We start from the raw sequence: 17953 nt of genomic DNA on the forward strand, positions 1-17953 counted from the left end.
AGTGGAACCACGCCGATCCATCTCGAACTCGGCTGTGAAACGCTGCAGCGCCGACGATATTTGGGGGGTAGCCCCCTGAGAAAATAGGTCGATGCCAGGTAAAACATTCGCTTCTGCTCCAGCCCCAGCGGCTGGAGCGCCAGAGCCACCCCACACGGGGTGGCTTTGTTGTGGGGAGGCTTTGAAGGTGGGGAGCGCTCGGGCCGTCCCGCTAGGCTCCGGTGACGCCTGGGTCCTTGGGGCGGTGTGAGCTCTCGCCGGAGAATCTTTTGCCGAGGAATGCAGGGCGGCGGGCCGGTCTGAGGCGCTTCGCTGCAGGGCGCATCGTCTGGCGAGCGATCCAGCTGTGGTTTCGCCATGACTGTGTCGATCTGAGCGCCGCTTTCGCGTATCACGCCCTGCAGTCGGTCTTCCCGATCGGACTGATTGCCCTCTCCCTGGCCGCCAGGGTTCTGGGTCAGGATGAGGGCCTGGTGGACCGGCTGCTCAGTGGGGCTCGGCAGGTGCTGCCCGATTCCGCCATGCCCGCTGTCTCCACGGGCTTGAACGCGTTTCTTCGGCAGGGTTTCGGGGCCGGACTGCTGGGTGTGCTGGTGCTCCTGCTCACGGCCAGCAATGCCTACCTGACCCTTCAGCGTGGTGCCGACCGGATCTGGTGGAACCGGCCCTTCGGTCTTGAGAGGATGGGTGCGTCCCAGCTGGTCCTGCGCTATCTGAAGCTGCGCTTCAAGGCCCTGGCGCTGGTATCGCTGTTGGCCCTGATGATCGTGCTGGACAGGGTGATCAGTCCCTGGCGTCTTGCCGACGCGCCGCCGCGGATCGGGATGATGCCCCGCGTCATTCCGTTGACGCTCGATCTGCAGCACCCCCTGACCCTGGCTGTGGACCTGCTGATGACCCTGGGCTTCATCTTCCTGGCGTCACTGTTGCTGCTGTGGATGTTGCCGTCACGACGGGTGCCCTGGCGCCATCTTCTGCCCGGAGGTGTCTTCCTTTCGCTGTCGCTGACCCTCCTGAACCTGGTGGTGGGTCGGGTGCTGGTGGCCCTGGGGCTGCGCTTTCAGGCCTATGGCCTCGTCGGTGGGGTTCTGGTGTTTGGTTTCTGGATCTGGCTGATCGGAGTCCTGATCTATTTCGCCCAATGCCTGAGTGTGGTGATCAGCCGTCCGGCCAGCCACCGGTCGTGAATGGCTTCAGCAGCCTTCCAGCCAACCTCTCACGCTGCCAGCTCACGGTGCCAGTCACCGAGTTGGAGCAGACTTGCCAGGGGCCAGGATGGTCATCCCGGTCGCCATGCGCCAGGACTGGCCCTGCCCGTTCCCCTTCCCGTCAGCCATGCAGAGGTCGGTTCCCTGGTTGCCCATTCTGCTGATCGGGGCCTTGCTGCTGGCACCGCTGCCGTTCGGGCGCTTCCTGCTGGATCTGCTGGGGGGCATCACCCTCACCCTGTTGCTCCTGCCGGTCCTGCTGGGTGCGGTCGGGTTTATCGCCTGGCAGGTGTTGCGCCGCCGCCTGCAGGTCTGCCCGGCCTGTGGGTTTACCAGCCTCGGTCTGGAGGTCTGCCCCGCCTGCGGCACCTCCCTCGGCGCCTCGGCGTCGGCGGAGCGGCCGTCGCCCAGGCCGGACAGCCAGGTCTTCGGGAGTGATCGCGAGGCCTCCACCGCGACCATCGACGTCGAAGTGGTGTCCTCCCAGTCCATGGACAGCGACAGCCGTTCGGAAGCACCTTGATCGGCCAGGTTGATCGACCCGGTTGATTGACCAGAACGCTCCGCAGAGCGTCCGACCCCTGGGAATGTCCACCTGGCCATGTCCACCTGGGTGGTCCAACCCTGGCCTGGCGGCCTGGCCCGGACGGGCTTTGCTCGCTCGTGGGACCGTCCCCCTCAGGAGATGCGGTCCAGCTCGTCCAGCCGCCGCTCACGGAGGTAGAGGAACAGCGGAGCGCCGAAGGCGAACGCCACAGTCACGCAGCCGAGCAGCACCCAGGGCAGTCCCCGCATCTGCAGCCGCCGGCTCTCCTGCACCATCCAGAGCACCACGGCCGTGGCGCCGATGGCGAGATCCCGCGAGAGGGATGAGGCCGCCGGGTTGGCGTTGGCGAGGGCCACGAACAGCCCGATATCGAAGCTGGCGCCGTAGTCCTGGATGAACGCCAGGTTGGCCAGCCAGGGCAGCACCGCGCCCGCGACGGCCAGGGCCAGGTACACCCATCGGAGCCAGCGCAGGGGGCGTCCGCTGCCGCCGGATGCGGAGATCTCGTCGGTGGTCATGGGTGGTACGGGGTGGGGGGGCGTTCGGCGTCGTCACTCAAGTCCCAGAGCAGGATCTCCTGCTCCACGTGCTCGAGGATCTGTTCACAGCGCTCCGCATAGGCCTGGGCGCGGCGATAGAGCGCGGCCATCTCCTCCACCTGGAGGTCGCTGGCCTGGAGTTCGGCCAGGATCAGCTCCAGAGCCGCCCGGGCTTCGTTGTAGGACAGCTGCGCTGCCGTGCGTTCCGCCTGACGGCCGGGGTCAGGGGTCCTGCTGCGCTGGCCGCTGGAGCGGCCCTGGCCGCGGGCACTGGAACCGGTGCTGGCCATGGTCAGGCAGGAGCCGCTGGTGGGGATGGATGGGGGTGAATCTGGCGCACGAGGGCATCGGCCTGCCCATCCGCGAGTTCGAGCACCACGGCCTGATCGGGATGCAGGTCGTGGACCGAGCGCACCAGCGGACCCGTGCCGAGCCGGATCAGGCTGAATCCCCGCTGGAGGATGTGCTCCGGGGAAAGGGCCCGCAGCAGCGACCGGGCCTGGCGCAGGCTGGTCCGCCGCTGGTCCAGCAGGTCCCGGGGGTGGAGTTGGCTGAGCCGTTCGTCCAGCCGGCCGAGCTGCTGCCGCTCCCCCTGGAGGCGCAGGGTCACCAGCTGGGCGAGATGGCGGCGCGCCTGCGCCAGGCCCGCCAGCACGGCCGCCCGTTCCGGCAGCAGGGCCACCAGCGCCGCAGTCGGGGTCGCCGCCCGGTGGTCGGCGACCAGGTCGGCAATGGTGGTGTCATCCTCGTGCCCGATCCCACTCACGGTCGGCACCGGTGAGGCCGCGAGGACGCGGGCCAGATCGGCCCCGTCAAAGACCGTCAGATCCTCGCGGCTGCCTCCACCCCGTGCCAGCACGATGGCCTCGATGCCTTGGCTCTCCAGGTGGGTGTAAAGGTGGCTGAGGGTGGCGCAGATCTGTCCCTCGACGGCCCCTTGAACCGGGATGGGCACCACCAGAATCCGGGTGGCCGGCCAGCGTTCCGCGGCCGTGCGCAGCATGTCCGCCAGGGCCGAACTCGGCACACTGGTGAGCAGGGCGATGCACTGCGGCAGGGGGGGCAAGGTCCGCTTGCGTTCAGGGGCAAACAGCCCTTCGCCGCTCAGCAGCTGGCGCACCTGCTCGAAGCGGCGCAGCACACTGCTGAGGCTGGGCCTCAGATCGAGCACCTGCACACTGAGGGAGGCCCGGCTGGCCCAGAAGTTGAGCTTGCCTACCACCAGAACGCCGTCCCCATCGCTCGGCTGCAGGCTCAGCCGGGACAGCTGGGAGGCCCACACCACGGCCGTGATCGACGCCTGGTCATCGACCAGGGTCATCCACAGATGGCCCTTCTTTAGCTGGGGCCGGCTGACGGTGGCCTCCAGCAGAAAGCGGGGCGCGAAGCCGCGCTCCAGCAGGCTGCCCACGGCGGCGTTGAGCGCGCTGACGCTGTAGCGGGGCAGACCGGACCCCTCGCCTGGGCCGTTCATGGCCTGAGGGCATGGAGGCCCTTCATGATTCCAGTTGGCGGTAGCAGGTCCACCAGTACAGACTCACGAGTCCGGCCAGCAGGGCGATGGCCTGGCCGGCGGGGTGGTCGATCCGGATCAGCCCCGCTCCGCAGATGACCAGGGCACTGCTCAGCAGCCGCGAGCCATCACGGCGGTTGTTGACGAAGAAGCGGGCCACGGACGGCATGGCGAACAGGGCGAGTCTGCAGCAGGGGCGCGGCATCAGCCTCCCGTGGGCCGGGCTGTGCCGCCCTGCCGGGCCAGGGCGGCCTTGGTCAGGCCGGTGGGCTGGGCGTTGGCGCCGTCCTCCGGCCAGGGGTGGCGTGGGTACCGCCCGCGGAGCTCCCGCCGGACCTCCCGGTAACTGCCCTGCCAGAACCCCGCCAGGTCCCGGGTGATCGCAGCGGGACGTCCCGCCGGGGTGAGCAGGTGCAGGGTCACGGGGAGCTGCCCGTCGAGCAGGGTCGGACCCACGGCCATGCCGAACACCTCCTGCAGTTTCACCGCCAGCACCGCCTCGCCGCTGCTGTAGTCGAGGCTCACCGCCCGTCCCGAGGGCACCGTGAGCCTGGCCGGCAACACCCGATCCAGTTCCAGGCGCCGTGACCAGTCCAGATCCCCCCAGAGCGCCTCGGCGAGATCGATCCCCTGCAGGTCGTCCAGGCTGCGCAGGCCCTCCAGCTGGGGAGCCAGCCAGCTCTGCAGATCCGCGAGCAGCCAGGTGTCGCTGCGGTCCGGCCAGGGCGTCCCCAGATGGCGGTGGGCCAGGCACAGCCGCTGCTGCAGCTGGCGGGTGCTGGCCCGCCAGGGGAGGGCCGCCAGGCCTGTCTGCCGCAGGCCGTCGAGCAGGGCTGCCACCACCGCTTCACCGCTGGCTTGGGGCCAGGGGCGCGCGTCCAGGGTGAGGGCATCGAGTTCGAGGATCTGCTCGCACCGCACCCGGCCGGCAGCGGCATCCCAGCGGGCCTGGTACCGCCGCTGCCCCCCCCGGTCGGCCAGGTTCTCCAGGTAGGCCCGATCCAGGGGCAGGGCCTGGAGGATCCGGGCGTCCTGGTCCGCGCCATCGGCGGCGGCGACCGCCAGGAGCGTCGCCCCCCGCAGCGGGTCATGCGGATGCAGCACCGCGCCCCGGCCGCCGCGCATCAGAAACCTCCCCCGCCCATCGCTTCGCGCCAGCGCGACCCGCTCCGGGTAGGCCTCAGCCACCAGCCGGGCGGCCAGGGTGGCTTCCGGGCTGGGCGGCTGCTCCTGGTCCTGCGCCTGGTCCGCGGCCGGTGTGGCGTGGGGGAGAGCCCCCAGCTGACGCTCCCACTGGCGCTTGAGCTGCCGCAGGGGATGGTGGGGGTTCCGCTCCCGCAGCCAGTCGAGCCGGCTGAGCAGGTCGCTGCCGGCCTCCTGGCGGTTCAGGGGGTCCCGCTCGCTCAGCAGCACCGCCAGTTCACAGGCCAGGCTCTCGGCCTGCCAGCGCTGGGCCACCAAGAGCATGTGACCCAGCCGGGGGTGGAGCCCCAGCCGCGCGAGCCGGCGCCCGTCGGCGCTCAGCGCTCCGCCGGCATCGAGGGCCCCGAGCTGGCCCAGCAGGGCCCGGGCTTCCTTCAGGGCCGCAGCCCGCGGTGGATCGAGCCAGTTCAGCTCCTGCCCGAGGGGATCCCCCCAGCAGGCCAGCTGCAGCGCCAGGGGCAGCGGGTCGGCCTCCTGGATCTCAGGCGTGTCGTGATCAGGTCGCCGCTGTTGTTCGGCCGGCGACCAGAGCCGGATGCAGCGGCCCGGCCCCAGCCTCCCGGCCCGACCGGTCCGCTGGTCGGCACTGGCGCGGCTGGCGGCAACCGTGACCAGGGTGTCCATGCCGCTCACGGGGTCAAACCGGTTGCGGCGGCTCAGGCCGCTGTCGACCACCAGGGTCACCCCGGCGATCGTGAGGGAGCTCTCCGCCAGGGCGGTGGCCAGGACCAGCTTGGAGCGGCCGGGCCGGGCCGGGGCGATCGCCTGGCCCTGTTCCGCCAGGGGCAGGTTGCCGTGCAGGGGAACCCAATCGAGCGTGTCCTCCCAGCCCGCCGCGGCCAGGCTGCGGCTGCAGGCCTGAATCTCCGCCAGACCCGGCAGAAACACCAGGGCGGTGTCCCCCTGGGGGGGCTCGGCCTGCCAATGGTTCTCCAGTGCCCGCAGCACCTGCCGTTCCAGCCGTTCCCCAGGTCTGGGGAGCTGGTGAAGGATCTCTACAGGGTGGCTGCGGCCCGCGCTGCTGAGCACCCTGGCCTCCGGCATCTGGGCTGCGAGCGCCTCCAGGTTCAGGGTGGCCGACATGACCACGAGCCGCAGGGCGGGGTTGAGGAGCTCCCGGGCCTGGCGCACCAGGGCCAGGGCGAGGTCGGTGTCGGCGTGACGCTCGTGGAATTCATCGAGGATCAGGCAGCCGACCCCCTCCAGGGCGGGATCCTGCTGCAGGCGGCGGAGGAACACCCCCCCGGTCAGGACCTCGATGCGGGTGGCGGGGCTGGTGCGGCTCTCGAGCCGCACGCTGTAGCCCACCACCTGGCCCACGGCCTCGTGGCGTTCCACCGCCAGCCGCTGTGCCGCCGAGCGGGCGGCGATCCGGCGGGGCTCCAGCATCCAGACGCGGCCGCTTCCGCTGCCGCCGGTCCCAGCCAGGGCCGCGAGGGCAGCCCCTGGCACCCGGGTGGTCTTGCCCGCGCCGGGGGGGGCCTGAAGCAGCAGGGTCGCCCCCGGTTCCGCCAGCGCTGCCCGGATCTGGGGCAGGAGGGGGTCGATCGGCAGGCGTTCGGTCAGGGGCGGATGGTCAGGAGAGGCGGATGCGGAGCCGAACCGGGGCCCGATGGCCTTCAGCGCACGTGGCGCACACCATCGACCGGGTGGTAGGCCTCGCCGGTGAGTTCCTCGTAGACGATCGCCGGCAGGCCGGTTTCGAACATGGTCTGAAGGGCTTCCTTCAGGTAGGGGTTCCATCCACCGGTGCTGACGGAACCGTGCCGCACGGTCCAGTCCCAGGTGCCCTGCAGATCCCTGGGAATACGACCCTCACGGTCACGCCGGGCTACCAGGTCCTGGGATTCCACCAGGCCGACCAGCACGGGATCCTTGCCGTAGGCAGGGGTCAGGCTCAGTTCCAGACGGATCGGATCGTCCTTGACCAACTTCAGGCGAAAGCGAGGCGGGAGCTTGAGGGTGCGCAGTAAAGCAGCCACGATCCGCGTCCGTTGGTCCAATGCTCGCTCACTCCCTGAAGTCACGTTCTCACCGATGAGCCTATTCAGCTGGGGTCTCCCGGAAAGGCGGGACGCTCGTTGTCCCCACTGAACCGCACCGTGAGCAGATCTTCGCTGGTGAGCTGACCATCGGCATCGAGAAGTTCGGGATGGATGGTCACCCTGCCGGTGCGGTCAGCGACTTCCGGGGTCTCTCCGACCGGTCCCACGGCGCCCTGGGGATCCCCAGGGCGCGGCACCGCCCTGAAACCCTGCCCCATCACCCGAAAGGCCTGCCAGAGCAAGACCAGAAAACAGGCGCCGTAAATGATCGGGAAGAGCTGGGAGAGGATCGCGTTCATGCCCGGGGGGCTGGTGCAGGTGGAGTCGGCCGAGCCGCACCCCCATCATTGCCCGGACTGGCGGGAACTGGTCCCTGCGGTGGCGAGCATCCAGGCCCAGAGGGTGGTGCAGGCAGCACCGAAGGCGAGGAAGGCCAGGAGAAGTCGCTCAGTGCCCATGGATCGATACAAATCTTTGCGCAGCCTAGGGTCGTCGCCCCTTCTCCTGGGGGTCGGGCCTGCGGAAGCCTTGGGGTGCGCAGGGCCGGGTCCGGCCAGGAGTCACGGGAGGGCCGGGGATCCGCCCTTCTGGGTCTTGCGGGTCTGACTACGGTTCTGGGATGTCGTGGCCGCTTCGTACATGGGTTCGCACCGTGCCCTGCCCTTGACCTGGGCTCCGTTTCTGGCGGCATCCCTCTGCCTTCCTGCCGGCCTGGCCATTCCGCAGCCCCTGGCCGCCGCCCAGTCCGGCACCAGCATCGGGACTGCCCTCAGCCGCCAGTCCTTCGTGGCCGCCGCGGTCCGTCGCGCCGGCCCCGCGGTGGTCACGATCGACACCGAGCGCACTGTGCGGGTCGCGGGAGCGGGGGGGGGAGCTTCCAACTCCCTGATGAACGATCCGGCCTTCCGCCAGTTCTTCGGCCTCCCCCAGCGTTCCGTCCCCCCGGCCCAGCGCACCGAGCGCGGCCAGGGCAGTGGTTTCATCATTCAGGCCGATGGTCTGATCCTCACCAACGCCCATGTGGTGGAGAAAACGGACCGTGTCACGGTGGGCCTCCAGGACGGCCGGCGTGTGGAAGGCACCGTGATGGGGCTGGACCGGCTGACCGATCTGGCCGTCGTGCGCCTTGCTGGATCGGGGCCCTGGCCGGTGGCTCCCCTGGGCGATTCGGATGCCCTCCAGGTCGGGGAATGGGCGATTGCCGTCGGCAATCCCTATGGGCTCGACAACACCGTGACGATGGGGATCATCAGCAACCTCAACCGGAACGCGGCGAAGCTCGGGATCACCGACAAGCGTCTGGATCTGATCCAGACCGACGCGGCCATCAATCCCGGCAATTCCGGTGGGCCCCTGCTCAACGCCGATGGTGAAGTGATCGGCATCAACACCCTGGTGCGTCAGGGCCCCGGGGCCGGCCTGGGGTTCGCCATTCCGATCAACCGGGCCAGGGACATCGCGCGCCAGCTGGTGGCGACCGGCAAGGTGAGCCACCCGATGATCGGTGTCGGCCTCGATCTCGTGCGTCCGGGCGATGGGACCGGCCTGACCCGGGGGGTGCGGGTGGCCTCGGTTCTGGCCAACGGCCCTGCCGAGCGTGCCGGCTTGAAAGAAGGTGATGTGGTGGTGGCGGCCGGAGGGGAATCGGTGGTTCAGCCCTCCCAGTTGGTGTCTGCCGTGGAAAGGACCGGTGTGGGGGGAAGCCTCACGCTGAGCATTCAGCGCCAGGGCCAGGTTCTGAAGGTGACGGTCGTGCCGGTGCAGATGGGCGGAGCCTGACGCGCCGCCCTTCTCGCCCGGATCGTCACCGGATCAGGCCTCCTGACCCCAGGGGGCCGTGAATCCCGGGCCGAACTGCGAGGGCGCCGCCAGCTGCTGGCGCATGACCCACTGGGTCGCGGCTTTCTGGCTGTGCCAGGCCTGCAGCAGTTGCTTGGCGATCCCCTGCAGGGCCTTGAGGTCTGCCGTGTCATCGATGGCGCGGCTCATCCGTTCCAGCTCGAATTGCTGACCGAGGCTGAGGGCGAGTGGTTCAGGCATGGCGGGCGTCGCGATGGGGCGATGGACCGGCCCAAAGCTACAAACTGTTTCAGTTCCGCTCGTAGCCGTTGCGACAGGGGCCCTTGGTTGTGGTGATTTCCTGTCAGCGTGATCCCCGGTGGCCCGTTCAGGCCGCCTTGTGCTTGCGGGAGGCCTGCCGCTCCTGCTGTTTCTGGCGGTTGGCGGCTCGCTTGGCGAGGCGCGTGGCTTCGGCGGCCTGCTGGCGCGCGAGCTCGGCCTCTTCCTCCTTTTTCTCGAGGTAGTAGGCGTAGTCACCCCGGTAGAGCACCAGTTCGCCGTCCTGCACCTCGACGATCCGGTTGGCCACCCGCGCCATGAAATAGCGGTCATGGCTCACCAGCAGTGCCGCTCCCTCGTACGCGATCAGGGCGTCCTCGAGCATCTGCTTGGCGGGGATGTCGAGGTGGTTGGTCGGTTCGTCCAGCACCAGCAGGTTGCAGGGGGTGAGCAGCATCTGGGCGAGGGCCAGGCGGGCTTTCTCCCCCCCGGAGAGCTTGCCGGCTTCCTTGAACACGCTCTCGTTGCTGAAGCAGAAGCTGCCCAGCAGCGAGCGCACCTGGGTCTGGGTCCAGTCCGGCACCGCCTCGAAGATCGTGTCGATCACCGTTTTGGAGAGATCCAGGGCTTCGGCCTGGTTCTGCTCGAAGTAGCCCGCCACCACGTTGTGCTCTCCCAGCCCGGCGCGGCCCTCGAGCGGCTGCTCCAGGCCCATCACCAGACGCAGCAGGGTGGACTTGCCGGCCCCGTTGGGGCCCACGAAGGCGATACGGTCCCCCCGCTCCACCTCGAGGTTGGCCCCGAGGAAGAGGATCCGGTCGCCGTAACTGTGGGTGAGATCGGCGATCTCGGCCACCAGCCGGCCGGAGCGGGGAGCCTCGGGAAAGTGGAAGCGAGGTCCACTCACCGACTCGACTGGGGCCTCCACCCGCTCGATCTTGTCCAGGAGCTTCTCGCGGCTCTTGGCCTGGGTCGAACGGGTGGCGCTGGCGCGGAACCGATCGATGTAGGCCTGCTGGGCCGAGAGCTCCTTCTGCTGGCGCTCGAAGGCGGACTGGGTGGCTTCCCGCTCCAGGGCCTTCTGCTCCAGATGCTGGGTGTAGTTGCCCAGGTAGGTGCGGGAGACGCCCCGCTCGGTTTCGACGATCTGGTTGCAGACCCGATCCAGGAAGGTGCGGTCGTGGCTGATCACCACCAGGGCGGCGGTCTGTTGGATCAGATACCCCTCAAGCCATTGGATCGTCTCGACGTCCAGATGGTTGGTGGGCTCGTCCAGCAGCAGCAGATCGGGGTCCTGGAGAAGGATCTTGCCCAGGGCGATGCGCATCTGCCAGCCTCCCGAGTAGTCCCCGACCACCTGTTCGGCCCCCTCGGGGGTGAAGCCGATCGTGGGGAGCAGTTTGTCGATGCGGGCATCGAGCTCGTAGCCGTGCAGCGCCTCGAAGCGGCTGTGCAGCTGGCCCAGTTCGTGGATCAGGGCATCGAGATGCTCCGGATCGCTGGCCGCCCGCTCGCTCGCCATGGCGTGCTCCACCGCGTGCTGGCGCACGAGCACCTCCGCCGCTTCCCCGAAGGCCTGGAACAGCTCCTCCCGCACGGTGCGGCGAGGGTCCACGTCGAACTCCTGCTGCAGGTAGGCGATCCGCGGTTCGCCCTGGCGGATCACCTGACCGCTGCTGGGTTCCTCGAGTCCGGCGATGATCTTCAGCTGGGTGGATTTGCCCGCACCATTCACGCCGACCAGGCCGATGCGGTCCCCGGCCTTGACTTCCCAGGTGACGTCGCGCAGCACCTCCCCGGTCGGATAGATCTTGCCGATGCGTTCAAGACGGAGCACGGGGCGGAGCGGAGCGGAGGGCTGCAGGCGAGGCCGGGATGGGGGACTCGTCCCAAGCTCATCATTTCGCATCATTGCCGCACCGTGGACGTGCCCGGTCGGTTAAGGGGCCGATCGGGCTGGCCGCCGGGCCTGCGGGGGACGCCTGCCTCGGGCAGACTCCGGGCAGTCGCCGTTGTCCCGGGATGATCAAGCGCCTCGAGCAGGTCGCTGCCCTGGTGGTGGCCGCGGGCCTGGCCATCGTGAGCTACTGGCTGTTTTTCAGCTGGGCCCAGGGAGGGGGGATGAAGCGTCCGGCGGCGTCGCCCCGATCAGAGACCTCCGCGGGCCTTGAGCAGCCACTGCTTGCTGGCGGGGTCGTCGAGCGCGGCGATGTGGGCCTTGACCTCTTCCCGGCTCACCGGTAGGTCGAGTTCCGCACCCAGACCCACGATGCGATCCAGCGCGCCGCTGGGATCCTGCAGCGCCTGGCGGAACAGCGACTGGGTCAGCTCGGGGTCGGCGCTGATGCGGCCATACAGTTCCACAGCGTTGCCGGTCGGATCCGCCGAGATCGGATCCACCGGGATCGGATCCACCGAAGCGTCCTCCCCGCGCGAACTGTGGCCGGGACCCTGGCTCGGGCTGTGACTCGGGCTGCTGCTCATGGGGAGGGTCCAGCGACTCTTCTCTGACCCTATGGGCCGTTCAGGACCCTGGCGCGACGCATTGCGGCTTTGTTGTTCAGGCGGCCTTTTTCAGGCGGCCTTCGGGTTGTCGTTAACCGGTGTGCCGCAGGCGGAGGCGTCCTCCATGCTGCGGGCATCCAGACAGAGCACCTTGCGCAGCTCCGCGTAGTTCGCGGCAAGGGCGGTGCGCCCCTCCTGCTGGGCTCCGTACTCGGCCCGCTGCAGCACATGGTGCAGATGGGTGAGCAGGTAGGTGCTGATCACGGCCGAGACCAGCACGTCGCTGCGCTCGGCGGTGCGGCGGTTGCGGCTGTGGGGCATGGGGCCACCTCCGGATGGATGGGGAACGGATGGGCTGTCGCCAGCATAGGCATGGATACTATCCATGCGCATCTGAGTACACTGCAACGTATCCGGGTGGAACCTGGAGGCCCGGTTCCACCCCGGGCCTGCCGCCGCCCTCCCCGTCCCCCTGTTGTCCGTTCCCGTCTGGCGTGGCGACCCGGCAAACCTCCTCCAGCGGGCGGCCCAAGTCGCCCAGGATCCAGGTCGTTCTGCCGGAGGATCTCTGCTTGCGGCTGGCCCAGCTGGCCGAGGCCGATTCCCGGACCGTGAGCAACATGGCCAAGGTGCTGATCCAGCAGGGTGTGGAGCGCCTGGAGCAGGCCCGCGGCAGCGCTGGCCCCACCCCCGCCACCGCCTCGCCTGCCCCGTCAGCCCCGTCGCTGACCAATGCGGACCAGTTCCGCCAGCAGCTGGAACAGCAGGGCCAGGGGCGCCCCCAGCGCCTGCGGGGCGCACCCCGCAGGCTGCGTCTCCAGCGCCCCAGCTAGCCCGGTGGCCGGGCGCAGACCCCCAGCACCGTGGGGCGGCGAGCGCCGGTCACCTCAGGCGCATTGCCGGGGTGGTTGCGGTGATGCCACCAGGCGAGCAGCGCGAAGGCCAGCGCCTCACGATCGCTGTCGGCAATGCCCAGATCGGCCAGGGGACGCACGATCACACCCCGGCAGCGGCGGCGCAGCTGCTCGATCAGCAGGCCGTTCCGGGCGCCACCGCCGGCCACCAGCAGTTCGATGGGCCGGGGCCCGTGTGCCAACTCCTGGGCCACGGCGGCGGCGCTGAAGGCCGTGAGGGTGGCCAGCGCATCGGCGGCCTCCCCCTCGGCTGGTCGGTCTGGGCCGGCGGGCTGGCGCACGGCATCCAGGGCCTCCAGCCGACGCTCCAGGTCGGGGCGGCCGAACAGCTCTCGCCCGGTGGATTTCGGTGGAACCTGCTGAAAGAACGGTTCCTGCAGCCACCGCCCGATCAGGGCCTCGTTCACCTGCCCCCGGCGGGCCCACGCGCCATCGGCGTCATAGGTCCGGCTGCCCCCGCTGAACCGGTGCACGGCCAGGTCGAGGAGGGTGTTGGCGGGCCCGCAATCCCAGCCGCGCACCGGCTGATGCCGATCGGGGCCGCAGCGCGGCGGCAGCAGGGTGAGGTTGGCAATCCCGCCGAGGTTGAGCACCGCCCGCCAGCCACCGCAGCGGCCGATCAGGGCCTCGTCGGCGGGTGGCACCAGGGGCGCCCCCTGGCCGCCGAGGGCAAGATCGGCCGCCCGGAAGTCGAAGACCACCGGGCGCTGCACCAGCGCGGCCAGCAGGGGACCCTGCAGCAGCTGCCAGCTGTTGCCCCGCCGCTTGCCCACGGGCGGGCGGTGCCAGACCGTCTGCCCATGGCAGCCCACCAGTTCGGCGCTGCCCTGGGGGTCGCAGGCACGGGCGGCCGCGGCCTGCACCTCGGTGGTGGCCTCGGCCAGCTCCAGCAGCGCCGCGGCGCTGAGCAGCTCCCCCTGGCCGAGCCCGATCAGCTGCTGCCGCAAGGGCTCGGGGTAGGGGAGGCTGGCCCGGGCGAGCAGGCGCCAGCGGGGCCGCCGGAGCGGTCCCTGGAAGCTCGCCAGCACGGCATCGACCCCATCGGCGCTGGTGCCGCTCATCAGACCGAGAACGCGCATCGTGTCGGTGTCGGGGGGGTCGGCTGGGTTATAGGAGCGGGCCTGGATCCGGAGCTGGCCGGCTCAGCGGTTGGGTTGGGGGGTCATGCGCAGGTAGGGCTTCACCTCGGTGACGCCCTTCGGGAACTTGCTCCTGGCTTCCTCGGTCGGGATGGAGGGCACCACCACGCAGTCGTCGCCGTCCTTCCAGTTCACCGGGGTGGCCACCTGGTGGTAGTCGGTGAGCTGGAGAGAGTCGATCACCCGCAGAATCTCATCGAAGTTCCGGCCCGTGCTGGCGGGATAGGTGATCTGGAGGCGGAGTTTCTTGTTGGGGTCGATGATGAACACCGAGCGCACGGTCAGGTTGTTGAGCGCATTCGGGTGGATCATCCCGTAGAGATCGCTCACTTTCTTGTCTTCATCCGCCAGGATCGGATAGTCGACAGTGGTGTTCTGGGTTTCGTTGATGTCACAGATCCAGCCCTTGTGGCTCTCGGCCGAGTCGACACTGAGGGCGATGGTCTTGACATTGCGCTTCTCCCACTCGGGGCGCAGCCGCGACACCTCGCCGAGTTCGGTGGTGCACACCGGCGTGTAATCAGCAGGATGGGAGAACAGGACCACCCAGCTGTCGCCGGCGTAGTCGTACAAATGGATCGGACCGAGCTGGGAATCCTGGGTGAAGTCGGGGACGGTGTCGCCGAGTTGCAGAGCCATGGGAGAGCAGGACGCAGGGAGAGGATGGGGCCGGTGGAGGCCCGCAGCTGACGATGGTGACACAGGCGCCGGTGATGCCGCTTGTGGTGATCGAGCCGCTTCTTCCCAGGCCGCTGGACGGTTGAACGCCTCAGTCTCCCCGGGGGGCCAGAGGGCCAGCTCCTCCCGCAGACGACGGAGTCCCAGCCCTTCCGTGGCGGAGACGAACAGGGCCGCACGGTCGAAGCTGCGGGCCCGATCCAGCTCATGGGCCCCACAGCGGTCGATCTGGTTGGCCACGAGCCGGCGGGCTGTGGTGGCCCCCAGGCCGTCCAGGATGGCGTGCACCGTCCGGAGCTGTTCCGGCCAGGCCGGATCACTCAGGTCCACCACCACCAGCAGACCATCGGCATCGAGGGTCTCCTCCAGGGTGGAGCGGAAGGCCTCCACCAGCGGGGGGGGAAGGTCGCGGATGAAGCCCACCGTGTCGGTCAGCAGCAGGTCGGTGGTCTCGCCGGTGCCTGGGATGGGCAGGGTGAGGCGCCGGGTGGTGGGGTCCAGGGTGGCGAAGAGCTTGTTCTCGGCCAGCACCGCACCGCGCCCCTCGGCCCGGGTGAGCCTGTTGAGCAGGGAGCTCTTGCCGGCATTGGTGTAGCCCACCAGGGCGAGGCGCCGCATGGGGCGACGGCCGGAGCGGAGGCGAGCGCGGTGGGCTTCCAGCTGCCGCAGATCGCGCTGCAAGCGCTCGATGCGTCGGGCGATGGCACGGCGGTCCTTCTCCAGCTGGGTTTCTCCCGGACCGCGGGTGCCGATGCCGCCTCCCTGGCGGGAGAGGCTGCGTCCACGCCCGGTGAGCCGTGGAAGCCGGTAGCGCAGCTGGGCCAGTTCCACCTGCAGGCGCCCGGCGGCACTGGCAGCCCGCTGGGCAAAGATGTCGAGAATCAGTTCACTGCGGTCGCTGACGGGCAGATCCAGCAGCCGTTCCAGGTTGCGGGCCTGCAGGGGCGAGAGTTCCCGATCGGTGACCACAAGGGTTGCCCCGAGCCGCCGGGCCTCGATCGCCGCCTCGGCCAGTTTTCCTTCGCCCCAGAGGGTGTGGGGGGTCATGCGGTGGCGTCGTTGCTGCAGGACCCCCATGGGCACGGCACCCGCACTGCGCACCAGGCCCTCGAGTTCGGCGATCTGCCGCTGGGCCTCACCCCGGTCCGCGGGCGTGAGCACCAGCAGCAGCACGCGCTCGACAGCCTCGCGGCTCTGCGGTCCTGCGGCCTCTCCGGCAGGCTCCTGGCCGCCGCTGGCCTGGGTTGGGGCCAGGGCCTGGGGGTCGCTGGCGCAGAGGTCGGCCAGGTCACCGCTGCTGACCGCTGCCCAGGGGTGGCCCTGCTCCCCGCTCCGGATCAGCAGGCGTGCCGGCCAGTGCCCCCCGGCCCCGGCCTGATCGGTGAAGCGCAGCCAGACCTGCGGGGTGAGATCCAGCCCCACGACCCCTTCCTGGATGGAGGGCTCCAGCCGGTTCTCGCGGCCGCAGCAGGTCAGCAGCCGCAGGTCCGAGCCCTGACGGCGCTGGGAACCCGGCAGTTTCTCCAGCAGGCGGCCGGACTGCTCCAAAGGACCGATCCAGAGCAGTCGACCAAGCCCCCGGCCATCGACCACCAGGCTCAGGGGCAGCTCCAGCTCGCGGCTCTCGGCGGCCAGCCGCTGCAGGCAGAGCGTCTCGGCCACGGTGGTGTCCGGGTGGCGGCGGTGGCAGAGCCGTTCGAGGCGCCGCCGCTGCGCCGGCCGCAGCCCGGCCGTCTGTCCGGCCAGCACACCCTGCCTCAAGATCGCCTCACCAGCACACAGGGAAGTCCGGCCGCACGGGCCCCTGCCACATCCTCCGGGCTGTCGCCCACATGCCAGGCCGCCGTCGCGGGCAGGTCCAACTGCTGCAGGGCCTGCCGGAAGGGAGCCGGGTCGGGCTTGGCGGCCCCGGCGCTGCTGGACACCACCACGGCCCGGAACCATCGGGCCAGGCCCAGGCGGTCCAGCAGCGCTGGCAGACGGCTGTCGAAATTGCTGACCACCGCCAGCCGCAGGCCCTGCCGATGCCACTGTTCCAGTCGGGCGGGCACCTCGGGATAGACCCGCCAGGGTCCGGGGTCGGCGAAGTGCTCGAACAGCTCCGACGCCAGGCCCGACGGCATGGTGGCGGCCCCCGCCGCGGCCAGGCTGGCGGCGATGCGATCCGCCCACCAGCCCAGTTCGGCCTGATGCAGGGCGGGCCCCTCCAGGCCCGGGAAGGCCAGCGGCGGTGCGGTGCGGTAGGCGGTACGGAATCCCTGCTCAAGCTGCCCGGCTTCCAGGGTCAGGCCATGGCGGGCGGCCCAGCGGGCATAGGTGCGGCCCACGGGCTCACGCAGCCCGAACAGGGTGCCCATGGCGTCGAGCAGCAGGCCCCGGGGGCGCGGGTGGGAGGGGATGCTGGGGTTCACGCCGGCCAGTCGGCCAGCCAGCCGGCTGCGACGCGCAGTTGGTGGCTCCGGCCGGGCAGGCGGGTGAGGTAGGCCAGTCTGCGCAGCTGGAAGGCGGCACTGCCGGCGAGGGTGAGGCCGCCGCCCACCAGGCTGGCCTCGCCGATGCCCAGGCTCATCATCTCGCCGAGATCCTGGAACGCCAGCGGGGCCAGCGGTTCGTTCGCCGCAGCGCGCGCCAGATTGTCGGCCAGGCAGGCAGCCTGTTGAAACGCGACCTGGGCGGTGGCGGGCAGGGGGCCCTCGCCGGGGTCCACGGCGGCGATGTCACCGACGGCATAGAGGTGCTCGGCGCCCTGCAGCCGCAGGGTGGGCTCGCACAGAAGCCGTCCGCGCCGATCACAGGCTGCCGGGGGCTCGAGGCTGGGGGGGTGGAAGGCGAGGCCGGCCGTCCAGACCACGGCCTCCACAGTCACCTCTTCGGCACCGGCGGGCCCATCCAGGTGCAGCCGGTCGGCGCCGACCGCGCGCACCCGGGTGCCGGTGCGCAGCCGCACATCCCTGGCCTGGAGGGACCGGATCGCCTGCTCCCGGTTGAACGCCCTGGCCAGGGGGAGGGGCTGGGGACCCTGTTCGATCAGCTCCACCACCGCGGCCCCCTCCAGCAGGTCCGTCAGCTTGCAGGCCAGCTCGACGCCGCTGGGCCCGGCGCCCACGACCGCGAGCCGCTGCAGCGGCCGTCGCTGGTCGCGCAGGGTTGTCACCAGCTGCTGCAGCCGCTCCACATCGGCCAGGGTGCGGAAGCCCAGGCTGTGTTCCACGACCCCCGGGATGCCGAAGCTGCTGGTGGCGGCGCCACAGGCCACCACCAGTTCACGGAAGGGGAGGGTGCGGCCGCCCGCGGTGGTGAACTGCCGCGTGCGGCCGTCGATGTGCACGACGCGATCGCGCAGCCAGGCGATGCCCTTGCCCGCCAGGAGAGCGTCGTAACGGGGCGCGATCTCCCAGCGTCTCAGTTCCGAGCTGAGCAGCTCATAGAGCAGGGGAAGAAAGAGGAAGCGCTCCTGGGGTTCCACCAGCAGGATCGGGGCCGGCTGGCGCCGTTCAGCCAGGGCCAGGGCGGTGTAGAGGCCGCCGAAACCGCCGCCCACGATCACGATCGGTGCGGACGACGGCAGCGCTGGATCCGTCATGGCCGACATGGCTCTGTAGGG

General features: G+C 70.1%; 19 protein-coding genes, 1 rRNA gene and 1 pseudogene. 5 read left to right on the plus strand and 16 right to left on the minus strand.

Going from position 1 to position 17953, the window contains the following annotated elements:
• From rrf to ACLNEE_RS08050, 3 genes are all read left to right on the plus strand, one after another.
• Positions 1–100: ribosomal RNA gene (gene rrf / locus ACLNEE_RS08040) — 5S ribosomal RNA — on the plus strand; the annotation flags it as partial.
• A gap of 136 nt (positions 101–236) precedes the next feature.
• Positions 237–1187 (plus strand): YhjD/YihY/BrkB family envelope integrity protein, encoded by a 951-nt coding sequence (locus tag ACLNEE_RS08045; RefSeq protein WP_412006971.1) that lies wholly within the window; start codon positions 237–239, stop codon positions 1185–1187.
• An 88-nt stretch (positions 1188–1275) separates the two neighbouring features.
• Positions 1276–1731, plus strand: coding sequence for a hypothetical protein (locus ACLNEE_RS08050; protein ID WP_412006972.1), 456 nt, complete (start codon positions 1276–1278; stop codon positions 1729–1731).
• A 155-nt stretch (positions 1732–1886) separates the two neighbouring features.
• Here the strand turns inward: ACLNEE_RS08050 and ACLNEE_RS08055 are convergent, their stop codons facing one another.
• From ACLNEE_RS08055 to ACLNEE_RS08085, 7 genes are all read right to left on the minus strand, one after another.
• Positions 1887–2273, minus strand: a complete 387-nt coding sequence (locus ACLNEE_RS08055; RefSeq protein ID WP_411422425.1) for a DUF2834 domain-containing protein — start codon at positions 2271–2273, stop codon at positions 1887–1889.
• On the minus strand, positions 2270–2584 hold the full coding sequence (xseB, locus tag ACLNEE_RS08060) for an exodeoxyribonuclease VII small subunit (protein WP_411422426.1): 315 nt from the start codon (positions 2582–2584) through the stop codon (positions 2270–2272). The genes ACLNEE_RS08055 and xseB overlap by 4 nt, the downstream gene beginning before the upstream one ends.
• Positions 2585–2586: 2 nt before the next feature.
• On the minus strand, positions 2587–3768 hold the full coding sequence (gene xseA / locus ACLNEE_RS08065) for an exodeoxyribonuclease VII large subunit (RefSeq protein WP_411422427.1): 1182 nt from the start codon (positions 3766–3768) through the stop codon (positions 2587–2589).
• Between the two features lie 22 nt (positions 3769–3790).
• Positions 3791–4012, minus strand: a complete 222-nt coding sequence (locus tag ACLNEE_RS08070; protein ID WP_411422428.1) for a hypothetical protein — start codon at positions 4010–4012, stop codon at positions 3791–3793.
• Positions 4012–6633 (minus strand): ATP-dependent helicase HrpB, encoded by a 2622-nt coding sequence (gene hrpB / locus ACLNEE_RS08075; protein WP_411422492.1) that lies wholly within the window; start codon positions 6631–6633, stop codon positions 4012–4014. Before hrpB ends, ACLNEE_RS08070 begins: the two co-directional genes overlap by 1 nt.
• Positions 6630–6992: a hypothetical protein gene (locus tag ACLNEE_RS08080; protein WP_412006973.1), complete on the minus strand. Its 363-nt coding sequence runs from the start codon at positions 6990–6992 to the stop codon at positions 6630–6632. The genes hrpB and ACLNEE_RS08080 overlap by 4 nt, the downstream gene beginning before the upstream one ends.
• 65 nt (positions 6993–7057) lie before the next feature.
• On the minus strand, positions 7058–7354 hold the full coding sequence (locus ACLNEE_RS08085) for a DUF2973 domain-containing protein (protein WP_411422430.1): 297 nt from the start codon (positions 7352–7354) through the stop codon (positions 7058–7060).
• A gap of 364 nt (positions 7355–7718) precedes the next feature.
• Between ACLNEE_RS08085 and ACLNEE_RS08090 the strand changes: the two genes are divergently transcribed.
• The gene (locus tag ACLNEE_RS08090) at positions 7719–8834 is read left to right on the plus strand and encodes a trypsin-like peptidase domain-containing protein (RefSeq protein ID WP_412006974.1); all 1116 of its coding nucleotides are present in this window, start codon (positions 7719–7721) and stop codon (positions 8832–8834) included.
• 33 nt (positions 8835–8867) lie between these two features.
• Here ACLNEE_RS08090 and ACLNEE_RS08095 read toward each other — a convergent pair whose 3' ends face one another.
• From ACLNEE_RS08095 to ACLNEE_RS08110, 4 genes are all read right to left on the minus strand, one after another.
• Positions 8868–9095 (minus strand): hypothetical protein, encoded by a 228-nt coding sequence (locus tag ACLNEE_RS08095; protein WP_411422432.1) that lies wholly within the window; start codon positions 9093–9095, stop codon positions 8868–8870.
• Positions 9096–9222: 127 nt separating this feature from the next.
• Positions 9223–10950, minus strand: coding sequence for an ABC-F family ATP-binding cassette domain-containing protein (locus tag ACLNEE_RS08100; RefSeq protein WP_411422433.1), 1728 nt, complete (start codon positions 10948–10950; stop codon positions 9223–9225).
• Positions 10951–11261: 311 nt separating this feature from the next.
• Complete coding sequence (locus tag ACLNEE_RS08105) at positions 11262–11597, minus strand: hypothetical protein (RefSeq protein ID WP_411422434.1); 336 nt, start codon at positions 11595–11597, stop codon at positions 11262–11264.
• Positions 11598–11687: 90 nt separating this feature from the next.
• Positions 11688–12005, minus strand: a complete 318-nt coding sequence (locus ACLNEE_RS08110) for a hypothetical protein (RefSeq protein ID WP_411422435.1) — start codon at positions 12003–12005, stop codon at positions 11688–11690.
• Between the two features lie 107 nt (positions 12006–12112).
• Between ACLNEE_RS08110 and ACLNEE_RS08115 the strand changes: the two genes are divergently transcribed.
• The gene (locus ACLNEE_RS08115) at positions 12113–12451 is read left to right on the plus strand and encodes a ribbon-helix-helix domain-containing protein (protein WP_411422436.1); all 339 of its coding nucleotides are present in this window, start codon (positions 12113–12115) and stop codon (positions 12449–12451) included.
• Here the strand turns inward: ACLNEE_RS08115 and ACLNEE_RS08120 are convergent.
• The 5 genes and pseudogenes from ACLNEE_RS08120 to ACLNEE_RS08140 form a co-directional block, all read right to left on the minus strand.
• On the minus strand, positions 12448–13611 hold the full coding sequence (locus ACLNEE_RS08120) for an anhydro-N-acetylmuramic acid kinase (protein WP_411422437.1): 1164 nt from the start codon (positions 13609–13611) through the stop codon (positions 12448–12450). The genes ACLNEE_RS08115 and ACLNEE_RS08120 overlap by 4 nt on opposite strands.
• Positions 13612–13674: 63 nt before the next feature.
• The gene (locus tag ACLNEE_RS08125; protein WP_411422493.1) at positions 13675–14310 is read right to left on the minus strand and encodes a peroxiredoxin; all 636 of its coding nucleotides are present in this window, start codon (positions 14308–14310) and stop codon (positions 13675–13677) included.
• A gap of 168 nt (positions 14311–14478) precedes the next feature.
• Positions 14479–16098: pseudogene (gene hflX / locus ACLNEE_RS08130) on the minus strand (GTPase HflX); the annotation flags it as partial.
• Between the two features lie 8 nt (positions 16099–16106).
• Entirely contained in the window at positions 16107–16760 is a 654-nt protein-coding gene (locus ACLNEE_RS08135) for an HAD-IA family hydrolase (RefSeq protein ID WP_411422438.1), read from the minus strand.
• Entirely contained in the window at positions 16757–17932 is a 1176-nt protein-coding gene (locus ACLNEE_RS08140; protein ID WP_411422439.1) for an NAD(P)/FAD-dependent oxidoreductase, read from the minus strand. The genes ACLNEE_RS08135 and ACLNEE_RS08140 overlap by 4 nt, the downstream gene beginning before the upstream one ends.
• Positions 17933–17953: the final 21 nt, after the last annotated feature.

It is taken from the genome of Aphanothece stagnina RSMan2012 (assembly GCF_046764815.1).
Classification (GTDB): domain Bacteria; phylum Cyanobacteriota; class Cyanobacteriia; order PCC-6307; family Cyanobiaceae; genus NIES-981.